The 16933-nt window shown below is 70.0% G+C and carries 12 protein-coding genes; 7 read left to right on the forward strand and 5 right to left on the reverse strand.

Annotation, left to right across the window (positions count from 1 at the left end; translation table 11 throughout):
• Positions 1-10: 10 nt before the first annotated feature.
• Genes OHA25_RS21420 through OHA25_RS21430 form a run of 3 tightly spaced genes read left to right on the forward strand, consistent with a single transcriptional unit; the run spans position 11 to position 3637 of the window.
• Positions 11-2425 carry a LuxR C-terminal-related transcriptional regulator gene (locus OHA25_RS21420; RefSeq protein WP_327589273.1) on the forward strand — a complete coding sequence of 805 codons (2415 nt, stop codon included), beginning with the start codon at positions 11-13 and terminating at the stop codon, positions 2423-2425.
• Positions 2426-2481: 56 nt separating this feature from the next.
• Positions 2482-2874 (forward strand): AMP-binding protein, encoded by a 393-nt coding sequence (locus OHA25_RS21425; protein WP_327589274.1) that lies wholly within the window; start codon positions 2482-2484, stop codon positions 2872-2874.
• A 10-nt stretch (positions 2875-2884) separates the two neighbouring features.
• Positions 2885-3637 carry an alpha/beta hydrolase gene (locus OHA25_RS21430; RefSeq protein ID WP_327589275.1) on the forward strand — a complete coding sequence of 251 codons (753 nt, stop codon included), beginning with the start codon at positions 2885-2887 and terminating at the stop codon, positions 3635-3637.
• 227 nt (positions 3638-3864) lie between these two features.
• Here OHA25_RS21430 and OHA25_RS21435 read toward each other — a convergent pair whose 3' ends face one another.
• Positions 3865-5298, reverse strand: a complete 1434-nt coding sequence (locus OHA25_RS21435) for an aldehyde dehydrogenase (protein ID WP_327589276.1) — start codon at positions 5296-5298, stop codon at positions 3865-3867.
• A 125-nt stretch (positions 5299-5423) separates the two neighbouring features.
• The gene (locus OHA25_RS21440) at positions 5424-8450 is read right to left on the reverse strand and encodes a M14 family metallopeptidase (RefSeq protein WP_327589277.1); all 3027 of its coding nucleotides are present in this window, start codon (positions 8448-8450) and stop codon (positions 5424-5426) included.
• Positions 8451-8653: 203 nt separating this feature from the next.
• Between OHA25_RS21440 and OHA25_RS21445 the strand changes: the two genes are divergently transcribed.
• Positions 8654-9550: a coiled-coil domain-containing protein gene (locus OHA25_RS21445; protein WP_327589278.1), complete on the forward strand. Its 897-nt coding sequence runs from the start codon at positions 8654-8656 to the stop codon at positions 9548-9550.
• Here the strand turns inward: OHA25_RS21445 and OHA25_RS21450 are convergent.
• Entirely contained in the window at positions 9532-10833 is a 1302-nt protein-coding gene (locus OHA25_RS21450; RefSeq protein WP_327589279.1) for a GH1 family beta-glucosidase, read from the reverse strand. The two genes, OHA25_RS21445 and OHA25_RS21450, sit on opposite strands and share 19 nt — an antisense overlap.
• Positions 10834-10923: 90 nt before the next feature.
• On the opposite strand from OHA25_RS21450, the gene OHA25_RS21455 reads away from it, so the two are divergent.
• Positions 10924-11562, forward strand: a complete 639-nt coding sequence (locus OHA25_RS21455; protein WP_327589280.1) for a TetR/AcrR family transcriptional regulator — start codon at positions 10924-10926, stop codon at positions 11560-11562.
• Between the two features lie 257 nt (positions 11563-11819).
• Here the strand turns inward: OHA25_RS21455 and OHA25_RS21460 are convergent, their stop codons facing one another.
• Complete coding sequence (locus OHA25_RS21460; RefSeq protein WP_327589281.1) at positions 11820-12743, reverse strand: aldo/keto reductase; 924 nt, start codon at positions 12741-12743, stop codon at positions 11820-11822.
• Positions 12744-12894: 151 nt separating this feature from the next.
• Between OHA25_RS21460 and OHA25_RS21465 the strand changes: the two genes are divergently transcribed.
• Positions 12895-13254 (forward strand): MerR family transcriptional regulator, encoded by a 360-nt coding sequence (locus OHA25_RS21465; protein ID WP_305916809.1) that lies wholly within the window; start codon positions 12895-12897, stop codon positions 13252-13254.
• A gap of 36 nt (positions 13255-13290) precedes the next feature.
• Positions 13291-14748 (forward strand): peptidoglycan D,D-transpeptidase FtsI family protein, encoded by a 1458-nt coding sequence (locus tag OHA25_RS21470; protein WP_327589282.1) that lies wholly within the window; start codon positions 13291-13293, stop codon positions 14746-14748.
• Positions 14749-14755: 7 nt separating this feature from the next.
• Here the strand turns inward: OHA25_RS21470 and OHA25_RS21475 are convergent, their stop codons facing one another.
• Positions 14756-16618: an ABC transporter ATP-binding protein gene (locus OHA25_RS21475; protein WP_327589283.1), complete on the reverse strand. Its 1863-nt coding sequence runs from the start codon at positions 16616-16618 to the stop codon at positions 14756-14758.
• Positions 16619-16933 lie beyond the last annotated feature (315 nt).

Genomic DNA, 16933 nt, shown 5'->3' on the forward strand with positions numbered 1-16933 from the left:
GGGTGACCAGATGCCAGAGCCCCCCAGGCACAACCTTCCCGCAGAGCCCAACCGGTTCGTCGGCCGCGAACGCGATGTCGACGATCTCCGCAGGTTGTTCGGCGAGACGCGGGTCGTGACCTTGTGCGGGGTCGGCGGCATCGGCAAGACCCGGCTGGCCCTGCGGGTCGCGGCGGGGCTGCTGTCCCGCTATCCCGACGGGGTCTGGCTGGTCGAGCTGGCCAGGCTGCGCCGGGCCGAGCTGGTCGTGCCGGAGATCGCCCGTGTGCTGCGGGTGCACCAGGAGGTCAACCGGCCGCTGCTCGACACCGTGACGGCCAGGCTGCGCGACCTGTGCTGCCTGCTGCTGCTCGACAACTGCGAGCACCTGGTCGACACGTGCGCCGAGGTGACGGCCGGGCTGGTGGCCTCCTGTCCGCGGCTGAGCGTCCTGGCCACCAGCAGGGAGCCGCTGCGCATCGCCAGCGAGCTGATCTGGCGGGTGCCGCCGCTCGATCTGCCCGACGCGGAGAGCGCCGACGCCGAGTCCGTGCAGTTGTTCCTGGACCGGGCGGCGGCCGCGGGCACCAGGCCGGGCCCTGGCGGCCTGTCCGACGTCATACGCCTGTGCCGGGCACTGGATGGGCTGCCGCTGGCCCTGGAGCTCGCCGCGGCCCGTACGAGCCTGCTCAGCCCCGGGCAGATCGCCGACCGCATCGACGACCGCTTCTCGCTGCTCACCACGGGTGGCCGCACCGCCCCCGCCCGGCAGCGCACACTGGCGGCGGCCGTCGAGTGGAGCCACGACCTGCTGTCGGCCAAGGAGCAGGTGCTGCTGCGCCGGCTGTCGGTGTTCGCCGGGGCCTTCGACCTGGATCTGGCCGAGCAGGTCTGCGCGGAGCAACCCATCGCGCCCGCGGATTTCGTGGACCTGCTGGGCAGCCTGGTCGACAAGTCGCTCGTGTTGTGCGACGAGAGCCGCACGCGCTATTGGCTGCTGGAGACCATCAAGCGTTACGCGCTCGAACGACTCCAGCAGGCCGGCGAGCGCGATGCGCTGCGCGAGCGGCACCTCCACGTGCTCTGTGAGCTGCAGGCGCGCCACTTCGCGACGGAGATGGTCGAGCCCGGCGTGCCGTGGCGCGAACGCCTGCGGGCACTCACCGCGAGCCGGAGCCTGCTCGACGATCAGCGGGTGGCGCTCGACTGGGCCGCCGAATCCGGGGACGTGTCACGGGGGCTGCACCTCTGCGCGACCAGCACCGGGCTGCTGCCGATCGGCGGCCTCACAGAGGTCGTCGCCTGGATCGAGCGCCTGCTCTCGCTCGACCTGTCCTGCGTGCCGGCCGAGCGGATCGCGCACGCCAAGGCGTACCTGGCCTATGGCCTGGAGGCGCGCGACGAGCTGAGCCGCTCGCTGGAGGTGGCCGAGGAGAGCCTGGCCGGGATGTCTCCGGTGGACGCGTTCTCCCGCAGCGCCATACTCAACACCATCGCGACGGTGCTGCTCCGCATGGGCCGGGCCGACGAGGCGCTGCGCTACGCGGAGGAGGGCCTGGCCGTAGCCGTCCGCTCCGGCGACCTCTGGAACCAGGCGGCGGGGCTGGCCGGGCTGTCAGCGGTGGCCCTGACCCGCGGCCGGGTGCGCGAGGCCCAGCGGCACGCCGAGGAGGCGCTCGCCCGAGCCCGCGAGCACGGCCACCGCTGGATCATGGCCGGGGCCGCGGCCCAGCTCGGCGCGGTGGCCGAGGCGCGCGGCGACCTGGCGACGGCCGAGGCCCACTACACGATGGCCGTCCCCTGGCTGCGGGAGCTGGGCAGCCGCGCCGACCTGGCCCGCTGCCTGGCCAGGATCGGCCGGGTCGCGGCGATGTCGCACGAGTTCGGCCTCGCCAGGGAGCGGCTTGCCGCGAGCCTCGCGCTGAGCAGGCAGACCGGGCAACGCCGGGGGGTGGCCCGCTGTCTCGCGGGGCTGTCGGTGCTGGCGGAGCACGAAGGCGACCTGGAGGGCGCCGTGCTGACCGCCGCGGCGGCGGCCGCGCTCCGCGAGTCGATCGGGCAACATTCGCCCACGATCAGGATCGAGGAGCTGCTCGGCAGGGCCCGTGCCAAACTGGGGGCGGGCCGCACCCTGTCGCTGTGGTCGCGTGGCCGGGCTATGAGCGCGGACGACGCCGCCCGCCACGTGCTGGAGGGCGAGCGCCCGGCGAGCGAGATTCCGGTGGCCGCCGAGCCCGTCAGGCACTCGCTCCTGACCGCCCGCGAGCACGAGATCGCCGGCCTGCTCACCCGCGGCCTGTCCAACCGGGCCATCGCGGAGGAGCTGGTGATCAGCCCGGCCACGGTCGCCCGGCATATCGCCAACATCATGGAAAAGCTCGGCTATACCTCCCGCGCGCAGATCGCGGTCTGGGCGGCCGAGCACTCTTCGAACCCGTCTGCATAGGCATCTGCATATTCCGCCCCATGTACGCATGAGACGCCCTCCCTACCGTGGGCGGCATGGATGAGCGCGTCGTCATCGTGGACTCGGACACAGGACTGAGGCTCACCGAGGAGCAGCTGGACGAGAGGTCAGCTGCCGCGATCATCCAGTTGCGGCGCAGGGGCGTGCGGGTGGGCGACACCGTGCTCATCTGCCTGCCGGTCGGGCCCGATCTGCTGGTGGCGGCCGACGCGGTGATCGCCGTGGGCGGCGTGGCCTGGCCGGTGCCGGCCGACCTCGAGACGTGGGCGCTCCATGAACGCATTGAGGCCAGCGGGGCCCGCGTGCTGATCTCCGACCTCCCGCAGGCGCTGGAGGCGGCCGAGGAGTCCCGTGTGCGGATCGTCATGAGCGTCGCAGACCTCAGCGCCCTCCAGGCCGCCCGCGAGGCGGACGCCGAGCGAGCATAAGCTCGTATTCATGCCTTTCGCGCCCAACTTCCCGGTCATGCTCAGGACTGAGGACGGGGTTCGCATCGATGCGGCCCACACCCCGTCCGCGCGGACGGACCTCGGGATCGTGGTGGCGCACGGTTTCACCGGGTCGTGGCGGGAGCGTCCGGCGCGCCGCATCGTGCACGTGCTCAGCGGGTACGCCGGCGTGATCGCCTTCGACTTCCGCGGCCACGGGCGCTCCGGCGGCGAGACGACCGTGGGCGACCTGGAGGTGCTGGACGTGGAGGCGGCCGTCAGGCACGCGCGCGTGGTGGGCTACGAGAAGATCGCGGTGGTGGGGTTCTCCATGGGCGCGGCGGTGGCCGTACGGCACGCGGGGCTGCGTGGCGGGGTCGACGCGGTGGCGGCGGTGAGCGGCCCGGCCCGCTGGCACTACCGGGGCACCAAGCCGATGCGCCAGGTGCACTGGGTCATCGAGCAGCCGTTCGGGCGGTGGGCGGCCAGGGTGGCCAAGCGCACCAGGATCGCCCGCGGCCCGTGGGACCCGATCCCGATGCCGCCTTACGAGGCCGCCGCGCTCATCTCTCCGACCCCTCTCCTGATCGTCCACGGCGACGCCGACACGTTCTTCCCGCTGGAGCACGCGCACCAGTTGTACGCCGGCGCACGCGAGCCCAAAGAGCTCTGGGTCGAGCCCGGGTACGGTCACGCCGAGGCCGCCGCGACCCCCGCACTCATCACCAGAATCGGCAAATGGATCTCCTCGAACTTTTTGTGAGTAAAACACGTCTACCTAGAGCGGATGGAAGGAAACCGCCGGGAGAAAGTCCTTGGGGAAGGAAACCGTCGATGCGGTGGACGTGGGACATACTTCAGTAGTCAGGCGGTCGCCCAGCGTCGCGGGGGCGCGCTGGGTGGCATCCTGCCCATGCCCGCCGTGGGCCCCGCGAGACAACCGCGCGGGGCCCCGAGCCGGCCTCACGGAGTGAGGCCGGCTCACAGGCCTCAGCCGAGCCGCGCGATCGACTTGTACTCCAGGTAGCTCTGCAGGCCCTCGGGCCCCAGCTCGCGGCCGACGCCGCTGGCCTTGTAGCCGCCGAAGGGCGCGTTGGTCTCCAGCATGAAGCAGTTGACGCCGTACGTGCCGGTGCGCACCTGACGGGCCACCTCCATGCCGCGCTCGGTGTCGCCCGTCCACACCGTGCCGGCCAGGCCGTAGTCGCTGTCGTTGGCGATCCTGACGGCGTCGGCCTCGTCCTCGTACGGGATCACGGCCAGGACCGGGCCGAAGATCTCCTCGCGGGCGATGCGCATGTCGTTGGTGACGCCGGCGAAGACGGTAGGGGAGACGTACCAGCCGCGGTCGTGGGGCCGGTCGAGGCCGCCGACGACGACCTTGGCGCCCTCGTCCATGCCGATCTTGATGTAGCCCTCCACCCGGTCCTGCTGCCGCTTGGCCACGAGCGGGCCGATGCCGGTCGCCGGGTCGGCGGGGTCGCCGACGGGCTGGGAGTTGACCATGTTCGCGATCGCCTCGACGACCTCGTCGTAGCGGTTGCGCGAGGCCAGGATGCGGGTCTGCGCCACGCACGCCTGCCCGTTGTTCATGAGGGAGGCCATCGACAGGAAGCCCATGCTGGCGGCCAGGTCGGCGTCGTCCAGGATGATCGCGGCCGACTTGCCGCCCAGCTCCAGGCTGACCCGCTTGAGCTGCTCGCCGCAGATGGCCGCGATGCGGCGGCCCGCCGCGGTGGAGCCGGTGAAGGCCACCTTGTCCACGCCCGGGTGGGAGATCAGGTGCTCGCCGACCTCGCGGTCGGCGGCCACGATGTTGAGCACCCCGGCGGGCACGCCCGCCTCCGCCACCCACTCGGCCAGCAGGTACGCGTCCAGCGGCGTCTCCGGCGCGGGCTTGAGCACGACCGTGCAGCCGGCAAGCAGCGCGGGCGCCAGCTTGGTCATCGTGACGAACTGCGGGACGTTCCACGGCACCACGGCCGCCACCACGCCCACGGGCTCACGCCGCACCGTGACCGGGCCGAACAGCCCGGGCCGCTGCTCCTCCTGCTCGTACGTCTTGCCCAGCTCCGCGTAGTACTGCAGCATGCCGAGTGGCTGCGGCGCCTGCGCGAGGCTGGAGAAGGTGATCGGCGAGCCCATCTCCTCCGTGATGAGCTGGGCCATCTCGCCCTGCCGCTCGTTGTAGATCGCGGCCAGCCTGCCGATGACCTCGGCCCGCTCGGCGAACGTCATCCGTGGCCACGGCCCGTGGTCGAACGCCTCACGGGCGGCCGCCACCGCGCGTTCCATGTCCGCGGCCGTGCCCTCCGGCACCCGGCCGACGACCTCCTCGGTGTGGGGTGAGACGACGTCGATCGTTCCCGTGCCCGCCGGGGCCACCCATTCGCCCCCGATGAACAGCGTGTCGTGCTGGCGCATGTCGTGAGCCTCCTGCTGACCTAATGCTTGCTTGCTCGAGCAATGTCCCAAGCCGACCGAACCATGTTCTGTGGGTGCACGCAAGAGGGGCGCGGCACCAGCGTGCCACGCCCCTCAAGACTGGCTCAGCGAGGATCGCCGAGCAGGTGCAGCATGGACCGCTTGATCAGGTCCGTACGCGCCGCCTGGTCGGTGATGCTCTCAGCGCCGAAGCCGAGGTAGACGGTGTCCTTGGTGACGATGCCGCCGCCTTCCTCGAAGACCTGGTCGGTGCGGAACCAGTTGTTGACCGCCGAGGAGGAGCCCTCGGGCGCCGCCCCGATGGTCCAGCCGCCGAGGTCGGACTCGAACGAGGTCTCCTCCGCCGTCGCGCCGTCCAGCGTGACCTTGAAGTCGTCGAGGAAGACGCCCGCGCCCTGGGTGCCCCAGTCGCTGATGTAGGAGATGGACAGCTCGACCTGCTTGCCCGCGTACGGGGTCAGGTCGATCTTCCACTGCTGCCAGCCGGCCGAATTGCCCGAGGCGGCGTGCCACGCGCCGGAGGTGCCGGTCGGCTCACAGTTCGGTCCCTGGTAGCGCTGCGTGAACGGATGGATGGTCCGCCAGCCGTCACCGCCGCTCGGCGGGTCGCAGCTGCTGCCGGTGACCTGCGAGGTGTGGCTGTTGGCGTCGGGCAGAGTCGTCCAGTCGTCGCCGCCGGCCGTGCGGGCCTCCACGGTCAGGAAGTCCCACTCGCTCTCGGTGTCGTACGACGTCCAGAACGACAGGTCGCCGCTCGACTTGCCGGTCAGGTCGATGGTCTTGGTCAGCCGCTTCCACGAGACGTCGGCGATGCCGCTGTAGACGTCCCACGCGCCGGTGTGCGGGTCGAACGGGCCGCCCGGGCGTACCCACTTGACCTGCGCGGAGCTCTCGAACAGCGGGAACTGCTGCGCGGGCAGGATGGCCGAGGTGGCCACGAACGAGTTGGTGTGGCTCGGCTCCAGCGTTGCGTTGAAGCCGTCGAACCTGCCGCCGTTGCCGGTCAGCGGGTACGGCTGGCCGGTGTCATGATCGGTGCCCGCGTCGTCGAAGAAGACGTAGGCGCCCAGGTAGTACTGCTGGAAGTCGTTGAACACCGGGATGCACGGCGGGTCGTCGGCCACGGCGCACTCGGACTGCGCGGGCTGGTCCGGCTCGTAGTAGTAGGAGCCGTTGTTGTTGGCCGCGTACGACGCGTACTTGCCGGCGTGCAGCAGCTTGCCGCCCTCGTTGAGGTAGTCGCGCACGGCGAGCTCGGTGTCCACGCCGCCCTTGGACGTGGTGCCGGGCACCTGGCCGGTCGAGCGCGGGATGATGTCGTCGCCGGTCTCCCACACCACGGCCTTGTAGTGGCTGAGCACGCCCAGCGGGTGCGGGGCCTTGCGGCCCATCTTGTCCATGTCGTACACGTCCGAGGTGTAGCCGGCCGCCGTCAGCGCAGCGGCGTACTCGTCGGCGTATTTGGCCTCGGCCACGCCCTGGACGGGGCTGATGCCGGTGACGTCCTCGGTGGCCAGCACCAGCACCTGTCCGCCGATGTCGGACGCGACGGTGTAGGTGAAGTCGGCGCTCTTCTTCCCGATCGAGGTGAACCAGACCTTCACCTGGTCGCCGGGCTTGGCGCCGGAGATCTTGCCACGCATCCAGTGGTAGTAGCGGTTGTAGCCCTTGCCGTAGCGCTCGCCGCCCTTCCACTCGCCGGTCGGAACGATCTTCGTCCGGCCGCCGTTGACCTGGTAGTTCAGGAAGACCGGGCCGAGCTTGCGCTTGGCGTTGACCTGGACGACCTGGTCCTTGCCGTGGCTGACCTCGAACGGGTCGAGCACGAAGTCGGGGGTCTTGTTGCCCAGGTGGCTCACCGGCTCGGCGGGGTTGACCGCCGACGTGGCGACGTCGAGCGCGAACGGCACGTTCTTCTCGAACTCCGCCTGCACCAGGGCCTCGTCGTCGGGGAAGACGAAGCCGCAGCCGTCGCAGCCCTCGTTCAGCTCCGGGGTCCACGACAGCGTGCCGTACTGGAAGTGGGCCTGGTCGTTGGTGTCGCCGTTCGTGGTGTAGAGCTCGGCGCCGAGGTCGGGGTCGAAGCCGGGCACGGCCGGCTTGTCGTCGGTCCCGGTGAGCGCCTCGTAGATCGGGTTGTCGGCCGTCTCCGTGGCGATCTGCACGCCGATCGGGTAGAGCAGCAGCGGGCCGTAGGAGTGATAGTTCAGCTGCATCTCGAACCCGACGCGCTTGAGCAGGCCGTCCATGGCCTTGGTCTCCGGCTCGCTGGCCGGACCGGGGCCGCGGTAGGTGTCGCTGCTCGTGACGCTCGACGAGCCCTCTTCGTCATAGTGGAAGTTCGTGGGGAAGTTGCGGTTCGGGTCGACGCCGTCGCCGACCGCGATCTTGCCGTCGCCGTTGTTGTCACGCAGGTTCTTGCGCCATAGGCGGTTGCCCTCGGTGAAGGTGAAGTCGTAGCCGTCGGGGTTGGCCACCGGCACGAACCACAACTCGGTCTTGTTGAGCAGGTCCTTGAGCGCGCCCTTGTTCGCGATCACGTACTTCAGCAGCCGCATGTCGACCTCGGTGGTGATCCACTCGCGGGCGTGCTGCGTGGCGGAGAACAGGGTGGACGGCTTGAGGCCGTCGGGCAGCACCCGCGCGCCGGTGCTCACCTTGGCGGCCAGGATGTCCTTGCCCTGCAGGGACTTGCCGATGGACTGGAGCTTGACGATGTCCTTGTTGGCGTTCGCGATGGCTTTGAGCTGGTCGGCGATGCCGCCCGGCTCGGAGTAGGACTTCCAGACGGTGTAGCCGCCGGCCGCCTGTGCCTTGGCGGCCTGCAGTTGGGTCTGGCCCTGGGGGTTGCGTACGGGCTCCGGCTTGAAGCCGAGTTTCCTCAGCCCGGCCACGTCCGCCTGGGCGGCGGTCAGCTCCACGTGCTCCTTGTCGCCCTTGGTCTCGTGCTGGACGACGTCGAAGCCCTTCTCTCTGAGCGTCTGGGCGGTGCCTGGTGCGCTTTCGAGCTGGTAGAGCTCTATCTGGTCGCCGGGCGGCAGCGGGTCGGCGGACACGGAGGTGGGGGCGGCCACGAGTAAGGTGCCTAAGCCGAGGATCATCGCGGCGACGAGGTTCGTTGATCGAGACAACAGTCTGCCCCTTCGCAGAGTCGAGTTCGATCGCCATCTCAAACCGTTGGAGCGATCTAGGCAAGACCTAATGTTTTAGATCCGCGTTAACTACGGCAAAGGGTGCCAAACCTCGCCAAAGGTGCGGCAGTTCGGTCGTTCGGATGACAGGAATCAAGATCATCTTCTATAGTTTCGGTCCGTCTATGAGGGGAGGGACGGGTGTGAGAATCTGGCGGTTCGCCGTTCTTGTCGCCGTCCTCTCCGGGCTGCTCGGGCTCCACTCGCCGCAGCCGGCGTCGGCCGATCCCAGCCCTGCTGAGCTGCGCAAGCTCACCAAACAGGCGGCCCGGCTCAACGAGCTCTACCGCGGCCAGATCCAGAGCCTGGAGGAGATCAGGATCCAGGCCAAGCGGGCCACCGAGACCTCGAGCGGTCTGCAGGCCAAGCTCGCGGCCGCACGGGCGGACGTGGGGCGCATCGCCCAGACCGCCTACATGATCGGCCCCATCGACGGCATCCAGCTCTTCGGCATGACGGCCGAGCCGCATCAGGTCCTCGGCCAGGCGGCCAACATGACCTACATGGCCACCGAGCGGACCGAGCGCGTCAAGAGCATCCAGAAGCTGATCGAGGATTCCAAAGAGGCGAAGCTCAACGCCAATGACAAGATCGAGAAGCTGAAGAAGGAGATCAAGACCCTCCTGGGCAAACGCGACGACATTCAGCGCCTGCTCAACAAATACGGCTTCCAGCAGCCCGGCGGCGCGGACGGCCTGACGCCGCGCATGGTCCAGGTGCGTGCCGAGATCATGCAGAACTTCCCGATGAAATACGGTGTGGGCTGCCTGCGCCCCGGTGACCCCGGCGAGCACGGCAAGGGCCGGGCCTGCGACTTCATGATGTCCCGGGGCGGCACCATGGCCGGTGGGGCCGACGCCGCCAACGGCGACGCCCTGGCCGACTGGCTCATCAAGAACGGCTCCAGACTCGGCGTGATGTACATCATCTGGAAGCAGCGCTACTACGACATCCGCTCAGGGGGCGGCTGGGATCCGATGTCGGACCGCGGCGGGGTCACGGCCAACCACTACGACCATGTTCATGTGTCGGTGTTCTGACCCCGCAGGAAGTCCCTCAGCCACGCGTAGGACGCCTTTGGGGTGCGGCGCTGGGTGCCGAAGTCCACGTGCACCAGTCCGAAGCGCTGGTGGTAGCCCTCGGCCCACTCGAAGTTGTCCAGCAGCGACCAGACGAAGTAGCCGCGGACGTCCACGCCCTCGGCCATGGCCTGCCGCATCGCGGCGATGTGGCCCTCCAGGAACGCGATGCGGGCCGCGTCGTCGAGCGTGCTCGTGTCGTCGTTGGAGCAGCCGTTCTCGGTGATGAGGATGGGCGGGAGCGCGGCGCCGTACCTGGTCTTGAGTCCGGTGAGCAGTTCGCGCAGGCCATCGGGGACGATCGGCCAGCCGAACGCCGTCGTGGGATAGCCGGTGATGCCGGCGTCGGTGAACGGCAGGCCTTCCGACGTCGGGGCGGCGATGCGGGTGGGGTTGTAGTAGTTGATGCCCAGGGCGTCCAAAGGTGTGGCGATGACGTCGAGGTCTCCGTCACGGACGACGCCGAGGGCCGTGACGTAGGCCGACAGGTCGGGATATTTGCCGAGAAGGATGGGGTCGTTGAACAGGCGGTTGTGCAGGATGTCGTAGGCGTCGGCCGCCCTCAGGTCGGGCTCCTGCTGAGAGGCGGGCCAGACCGGAGTGCAGTTGTTCGTGATGGCCACCTGGCGCGCCCCCGCGGCTCGCAGGGCGCGCACCGCCAGCCCGTGGGCCAGGAGCTGGTGGTGCGCGGCCGGCAGGGCGCCGGTCAGCAGGGCCTGGCCGGGGGCATGCACGCCCATGGCGTAGCCGAAGGCCATGTGCACGAACGGCTCGTTCAGGGTGATCCACAGGGGGACGCGGTCGGCGAGGCGGGTGGCGACGGCGGCGGCGTACTCGGCGAACATTTCCGAAATTTCGCGATTCAGCCACCCGCCGCGGTCCTCCAGGGCCTGGGGCAGGTCCCAGTGGAACAACGTGGGCACCGGTTGGATGCCCGCCTCCAGCAGGGCGTCCACGAGCCGTTCGTAGAAGTCGAGACCCTTGGCGTTGGCCGGGCCCGAGCCGAGGGGCTGGACGCGCGGCCACGCGATCGAGAACCGGTAGGCGTTCACGCCGAGGCCGGACATCAGGGCGACGTCCTCGCGCCAGCGGTGGTAGTGGTCGCACGCCACGTCGCCGGTGTGGCCGTCCCTGGTGCGGCCGGGCTCGTGGCTGAAGGTGTCCCAGATGGAAACGCCTCTGCCGTCCTCGGTGACGGCGCCCTCGATCTGGTAGGCGGCGGTGGCCGTACCCCAAAGGAACATGACAGCCTCCCGGTAGATGCGAGTATGGCTCATGTTATCTGAAGCCCAAGTGACTCCCTTTACCTCCTGGTAATACGCCAGGATGGGGGCATGACGAGTATCTTGCGCCGCCGTCCCGCCCAGCGCCGCAGCGTGGAGCGGGTGGAGCGGATGCTCGACGAGTGCGCGTTGCTGCTCGACGAGGTCGGATATGAGGGACTGACCACGAAGGAGGTCGCCCGCCGGGCCGAAGTGCCGATCGGCACGTTCTACCAGTTCTTCCACGACAAACAGGGGTTGGTGCGGGCGCTGGCGCTGCGCAACCTCGACGCGTTCCTCGAGCGGATCACCGAGCGCATCGCCACGGCCAAGCTCGGCCACTGGACCGACCTGGTCGACCTCGCCATCGACGAGTTCGTCGACATGAAGCGCACCACGCCGGGGTTCGCGGTCATGGACTTCGGCGAGGTGCTGGTCGCGCCAGGAGGGCCCGCGGTCCCGGGGACCGATCGCACGCTCGACGGGGCGAGGGACAACAACGCGATCGTGGCCGACCGGCTGCGTGCCCTCACGATGGAGGTGCTGGACATGCCCGTGGGGCCGGGGCTCGACCGGGCGCTGGTGGTGGCGGTCGAGGCGACGGACGCGGTGCTCAAGCTCGCCTTCCGCGTCGACCCCCGAGGCGACGCGGCACTGATCGCCGAGTGCAAACAACTGGTCCGCCGCTACCTCTCCGACCACCTCCCGTAACCACCACCGGCACCCGCCCGCCCGCCGCCCCCGCCACGGAGACCGGCCGCACGCGGGCTCCGCCACGGAGAGACCGGCCGCACGCGGGCTCCGCCACGGCGAGACCGGCCGCACGCGGGCTCCGCCACGGCGAGACCGGCCACACGCGGGCTCCGCCACGGAGAGACCGGCCGCACGCGGGCTCCGCCACGGAGAGCGGACGTGTGCGGCGGGCCGCCGCCCCGTAGCCTGAGGGCGGCGGCGCGGGGCCCCGCGGCTCAGGCCGGGGCGTCCAGGCGGGCGCGGAGGTCCGGGTCCAGCTTCAGGTCCGCGGCGCCGATGGCCTCTTCCAACTGCGCCATCGTCGACACGCCGACGATCGGGACGATGCCGTCGGCCATCAGCCATGCCAGGACCACCTGGTTCGGGGTGGCGCCCAGCTCGTTCGCCACCTCCTGGAGGACGGCGAGGCGGGCGGTGGTGCCCGAGTGGTCGTAGATCTCGGAGATCGGCCGGTCGGGACGCGTGTACGCGCCGAACATCAGCGTGTTGTACGCCCACAACGTCATGTCCGGCTCGGCGGCCAGGTAGTCGAGCAACTCGTCCGTCACCAGCGTGTGCCCCGACTCCGCGGGCTTGGTGAGCGGCCGGGGCCGCAGGTACGTATGCCGCAGCTGCACGTACGTGTACGGCATCCACCCGCGCGCCGCCGAGACGTTCCTGGCCCGCTCCAGCCGCCAGGTCGCCACGTTGCTCGCGCCCAGGGCGCGCACCTTGCCCTGCACGGCGAGCTCGTTGAAGGCCCCCAGGGTCTCCTCCAGCGGCACGGATCGGTCCTCGATGTGCGCCCAGTACAGGTCGATGTAGTCCGTCCCCAGCCTCCGGAGGCTGCCTTCCGCGGCCCTGGCGATGACAGGTGCCGACAGGCCCTCGGCGGAGTCGAGGGTTTTGTCGCCGGGGACGGTGGGCCGCGCCCCGGCCTTCGTGCTGATGAAGATCTCGTCCCGGTTGCCGCGGGCGGCCAGCCAGGCGCCGATGGCCTGCTCGCTCTCGTCGCCGGTGCAGCCCTCCACCCAGAACGGGTAGTTGTTGGCGGTGTCGAGCATGGTGCCGCCCGCCTCGTGGAACCGGTCCAGGATGGCGAAGGTGTCCCGCAGATCGACGCCGGTGCCGAAGTGAATCGTGCCGAGTGCGATGTTCATGGCCCCGACTCTGGGAGCTGGAGTGCACTCCATGTCAAAGCGGTTGACCTGGAGTGGACTCCAGGTGGGAAACTGGCTGCGTGAGCGAGCGTAGCGAGCGAACCAATGGACACAGCCCGGTCACCGTCATGCGACCTTCGCAGGAGGTCGCATGACGGTGTATACGCCTGCGGAGGCGGTCGAGGAGACCGGCTTCAGTCTCGACACCCTGCGTTACTACGAGAAGATCGGCTTGCTGGAGCGGGTCACCAGGAACGCCTCCGGCCAGCGCAGGTTCACTCAGGACGACATCGGCTGGCTCGGCATGCTGCGCTGCCTGCGTGACACGGGCATGCCCATCGCCACGATGCTGCGCTTCGCCGAGCTCGTCCGCGCGGGAGACCACACGATCCCGGATCGGATCAAGCTGCTGGAGGAGCACGACGGGCACGTCCAGGCGCAGATCGCGAACCTGGCCGAGCGCCAGCGCTACATCCACAACAAGATCTCCTACTACCGCAGCGTCATGTAGACCCACCTTTGCCATCCGGCCGATAGACCAAGATCCATGGCCGGAGCGAGGGCCGGACGGATCAACGTGTCACTGCGCCGCGTTGCCATGGTGGGCGCGGCGATGTTGTTCGTACTGCTGGGCCACATCACGATCGTGCAGGCGTTCGGGTCCCAGGCGCTCAACGCCGACCGCAGGAACGAGCGGCCGCTGCTCGCCAGGTTCGGCCACCCGCGTGGCGACATCCTGACCTACGACGGCACGGTCATCGCCACGAGCCGCCCGGCCGGTGGCGGCCCGTACCTCTATCAGCGGGTCTACCGGCACGGCGAGGTCTACGTGCCGGTCACCGGGCACCTGTCGCTCTACCGCTCCTCCGGCATCGAGCAGGCGCAGGGCGCGGTGTTGTCCGGTGACGATGCCAAGGTCAAGGTCCGGTCGCTGGTGAGGGACGGCGGCGTCGAAGGGGCCGACGTGCGGCTGACGATCAGCGACCGGGTGCAGTGGGCCGCGTACCAGAGCCTCAAGGCGGTGGGCGTGCCCGGGGCGGTGGTGGCGATCAACCCGGCGACGGGCGCCATCCTGGCGCTGGCCTCGTACCCGTCGTACGACCCGAACGTCCTCACCACGTTCGACCGCACCCGGCTGGCCGAGACGGCGCGGGGGTTGCGGCGAGCGCCCGGGCGGCCGCTGCTGAACCGGGCGCTGCGCCAGACGTATCCGCCGGGCTCGACGTTCAAGCTGGTGACCACGGCCGCGGCACTGGGCTCCGGCGAGTACAACCCGGCCGGCCTGGTCGACGCCCCGGCGCGGCTGCCGCTGCCGGGAACCTCGGCGTACGTCCGAAACGATCCCGGCTGCCGCGACAACCGCCCGACGCTCCTGTACGCCTTCCAGGTCTCCTGCGATACGGCGTTCGCCACCATAGGGATGCAGCTCGGCCAGGACATCCTGCGGGACCAGGCGGAGGCGTTCGGGTTCAACGAGGAGAGTCTGGCGATTCCGGTGGCCACGACGCCGAGCAGGTTTCCTACCGCTCCGGCCATGACGCGGGCCCAGACGGCGCTGGCGGCCATCGGGCACCACGAGGACAGGGCCACGCCGCTGATGATCGCCATGTTGTCGGCGGCCGTGGCCAACGACGGGGTGCTGATGCGGCCGTACCTGGTGGAGGAGGTGCGCCTGGCGGACGGCTCGGTCATCAACCGGGCCGGCCCCACGCCGTACCGTACGGCGGTGCCGGCCCCGCTGGCCAGACATCTGGCGGCGATGATGACCACGGTGACGCACGCGGGCGGCACAGGAACGGGCGCGGCCATCCCCGGTGTGGAGGTGGCCGCCGAGACCGCCATGTCACGGGTCGTCCCCGGCGCGGAGGACCACGCGCTGGTCACCGCCTTCGCACCTGCCGACAAACCAGAGGTGGCGGTGGGGGTGGTGCTGGAGCACCCGGGCGCCCGGGCTGCCAACGTGGCGCCGATCGCGCGGGCCGTGATCGAGGCCGCCTTGGCATGAGCGTCGGTCAGCGGTAGGCCCTGGCCTGGAGGGAGTAGAGGTCGGCGTAGAGGCCGTCGAGGGCCATGAGCGTGTCGTGGTCGCCTTGTTCGGTGACCTTGCCGTGGTCGAGGACGTAGATGCGGTCGGCGTAGCGGACGCTGGCCAGGCGGTGGGTGATGAGCAGGACGGTGCGGCCGTCGGAGTGGGTGCGGATGCGCTCGAAGAGGGCGTGTTCGGCGCGGGCGTCGAGTGCGGCGGTGGGTTCGTCGCAGATGAGCAGGTCGGCGTCGCGGTGGAAGCCGCGGGCGACGGCGATGCGCTGCCATTGGCCGCCGGACAGCTCGTGGCCGTCCTTGAAGCGGCGGTCGAGGAGGGTGCGGTAGCCGTGGGGCAGATCGGCGATGACTTCATCGGCGCCCGCCACCGCCGCGGCCGCGTGTAAGGCCTCGTCCCCTTTGTCGGTGCCCATCGTGATGTTGTAGCGCGCGGTGAGCGGCCAGCGGGTGTGGTCCTGGGCGATCACGGCCGTGCGGAGGCGTAGGTCTTCCGGGTTGACCTGTTTCAGGTCGGTGTCGTCCCACAGGACCGCCCCGGAGTCCGGCTCGTAGAGGCCTGAGAGGATCTTGGCGAGGGTGGTCTTGCCTGAGCCGTTCTCGCCGACGAAGGCGATCACCTCGCCCTGCTTGATCTCGATGGTCACCTCGCGCAGGGCCGGCGCTTGCGCGCCGGGGTAGGTGAACGTCACGCCGCTGGCGGTGATGCGCTGGAAGCCCGGCGGCATCGCGGCCGGTCGTCTCGCGGACACGCGGCGCTCGGCGTCGGCGCAGAACTCCAGGAAGTCGGTGAAGTAGAGGCCCTCCTCGTAGAGGCGGTTGGTGGCGTAGATCAGGTTGCCGAGCGACTGCTGGGCGGACCTGATCGCCAGGACCGCCGTGCCGGCCACGGCCAGCGGGATCGCCCCGATCGCCAGGAGCACGCCCAGGGCGAGGTAGACCAGGCCGGTGCCGAGGCCGCCGAGCGCCTGGCCGGCGAGCCCGGCGAAGGTCTGCCGCCTGGCCAGCTTGAGCATCACGTCCTGCTCGGCCCGCGCCACAGCGTCGTACATGCGCAGCAGGAAACCGCGCATCGTGAACGAGCGGACCTCCGCCGCCGGCTCGCGGTTGGCCAGCAATTCACCGATGATCCACTTGCGGCGGTTGGCAGGGATGAGGGCGTAGAGGGTGGCGTAGCGCATCCTGGCGCTACGGACCATGGCCCACGCGTCCGGCAGCACCGCCAGCAGGAGCAGCGGGAGTAGCACCGGGTGCAGGACGCCCAACACGCCGGCCACGGCGGCGATGCCGACAGCGGCGCTCAGCACGTCGACGGCCGCGGACACGACCTGGTCCGCCATGGCCACGCCACGCAGCCTGGCCCGCTGCAACGCGTCGTGGAACTCCGGGTCGTCGTAGGCGACCAGGTCGACGCGGCTGGTCAGGCCGTAGAGCCGCTCCTCGGTCAGACGGCTGACCTGCGGGTCCAAGCGCGACTGCGCCCAGCCCGCGCCGGCCTGCACCGCCGTGCGCAGGGCCGCCGCGGCGGCCACCAGGGCCAGACTGGGCAGCGCGGCCACGACGCGGTCCGGGGTCGGGCCCTCGCTGAAGAGCGCGGTCAGCACGCCTGTCGTGGCCAGCAGCCCGAACGCGGTGAACACGCCACCGAGCAGGTTGAGCGTGACCGTGGCCACGGTGTCGCGCGGGCTGGCCCGCCACGCCATGCGCATCGCCTGGGCCACCAGCGACGGCAGTCGCCTGGCGATGGTCAGGAAGCCCACGTCCGCCAGCTTGTCCGTGTGGGCGTGCCAGTCGGAGAAGGAGATCTCACCGAGCTCTAACGGCTCATCGGCCATGACTCGAGTGTGCCTACGGGCACCGACAGTTCACCATCGATTATCGAGAGTAGTTGCTCGAATACGGATAGTAATATCTGCCTCGTCTACATATTGCCTTCTGCATCGTCGTATGGCCATGTCAATGCATGTGCGGCCCCCTTGCGTAGCTCTACGGTTGGGGACGCCGCGCAGCCGAGGGGCCGGACATCTTCGGAGGGGTGGGTGTCCGGCTCCGGGCGCGCGGCAGCGGGCTCGAGCCGCGCAGGGCTCGGGCCCGCCCAAGGCACAGAGGCCTCCATGGATCGGTGGACGCTGCGCCGTCCGGGGCGGTCG

It is taken from the genome of Nonomuraea sp. NBC_00507 (genome assembly GCF_036013525.1).
Classification (GTDB): domain Bacteria; phylum Actinomycetota; class Actinomycetes; order Streptosporangiales; family Streptosporangiaceae; genus Nonomuraea.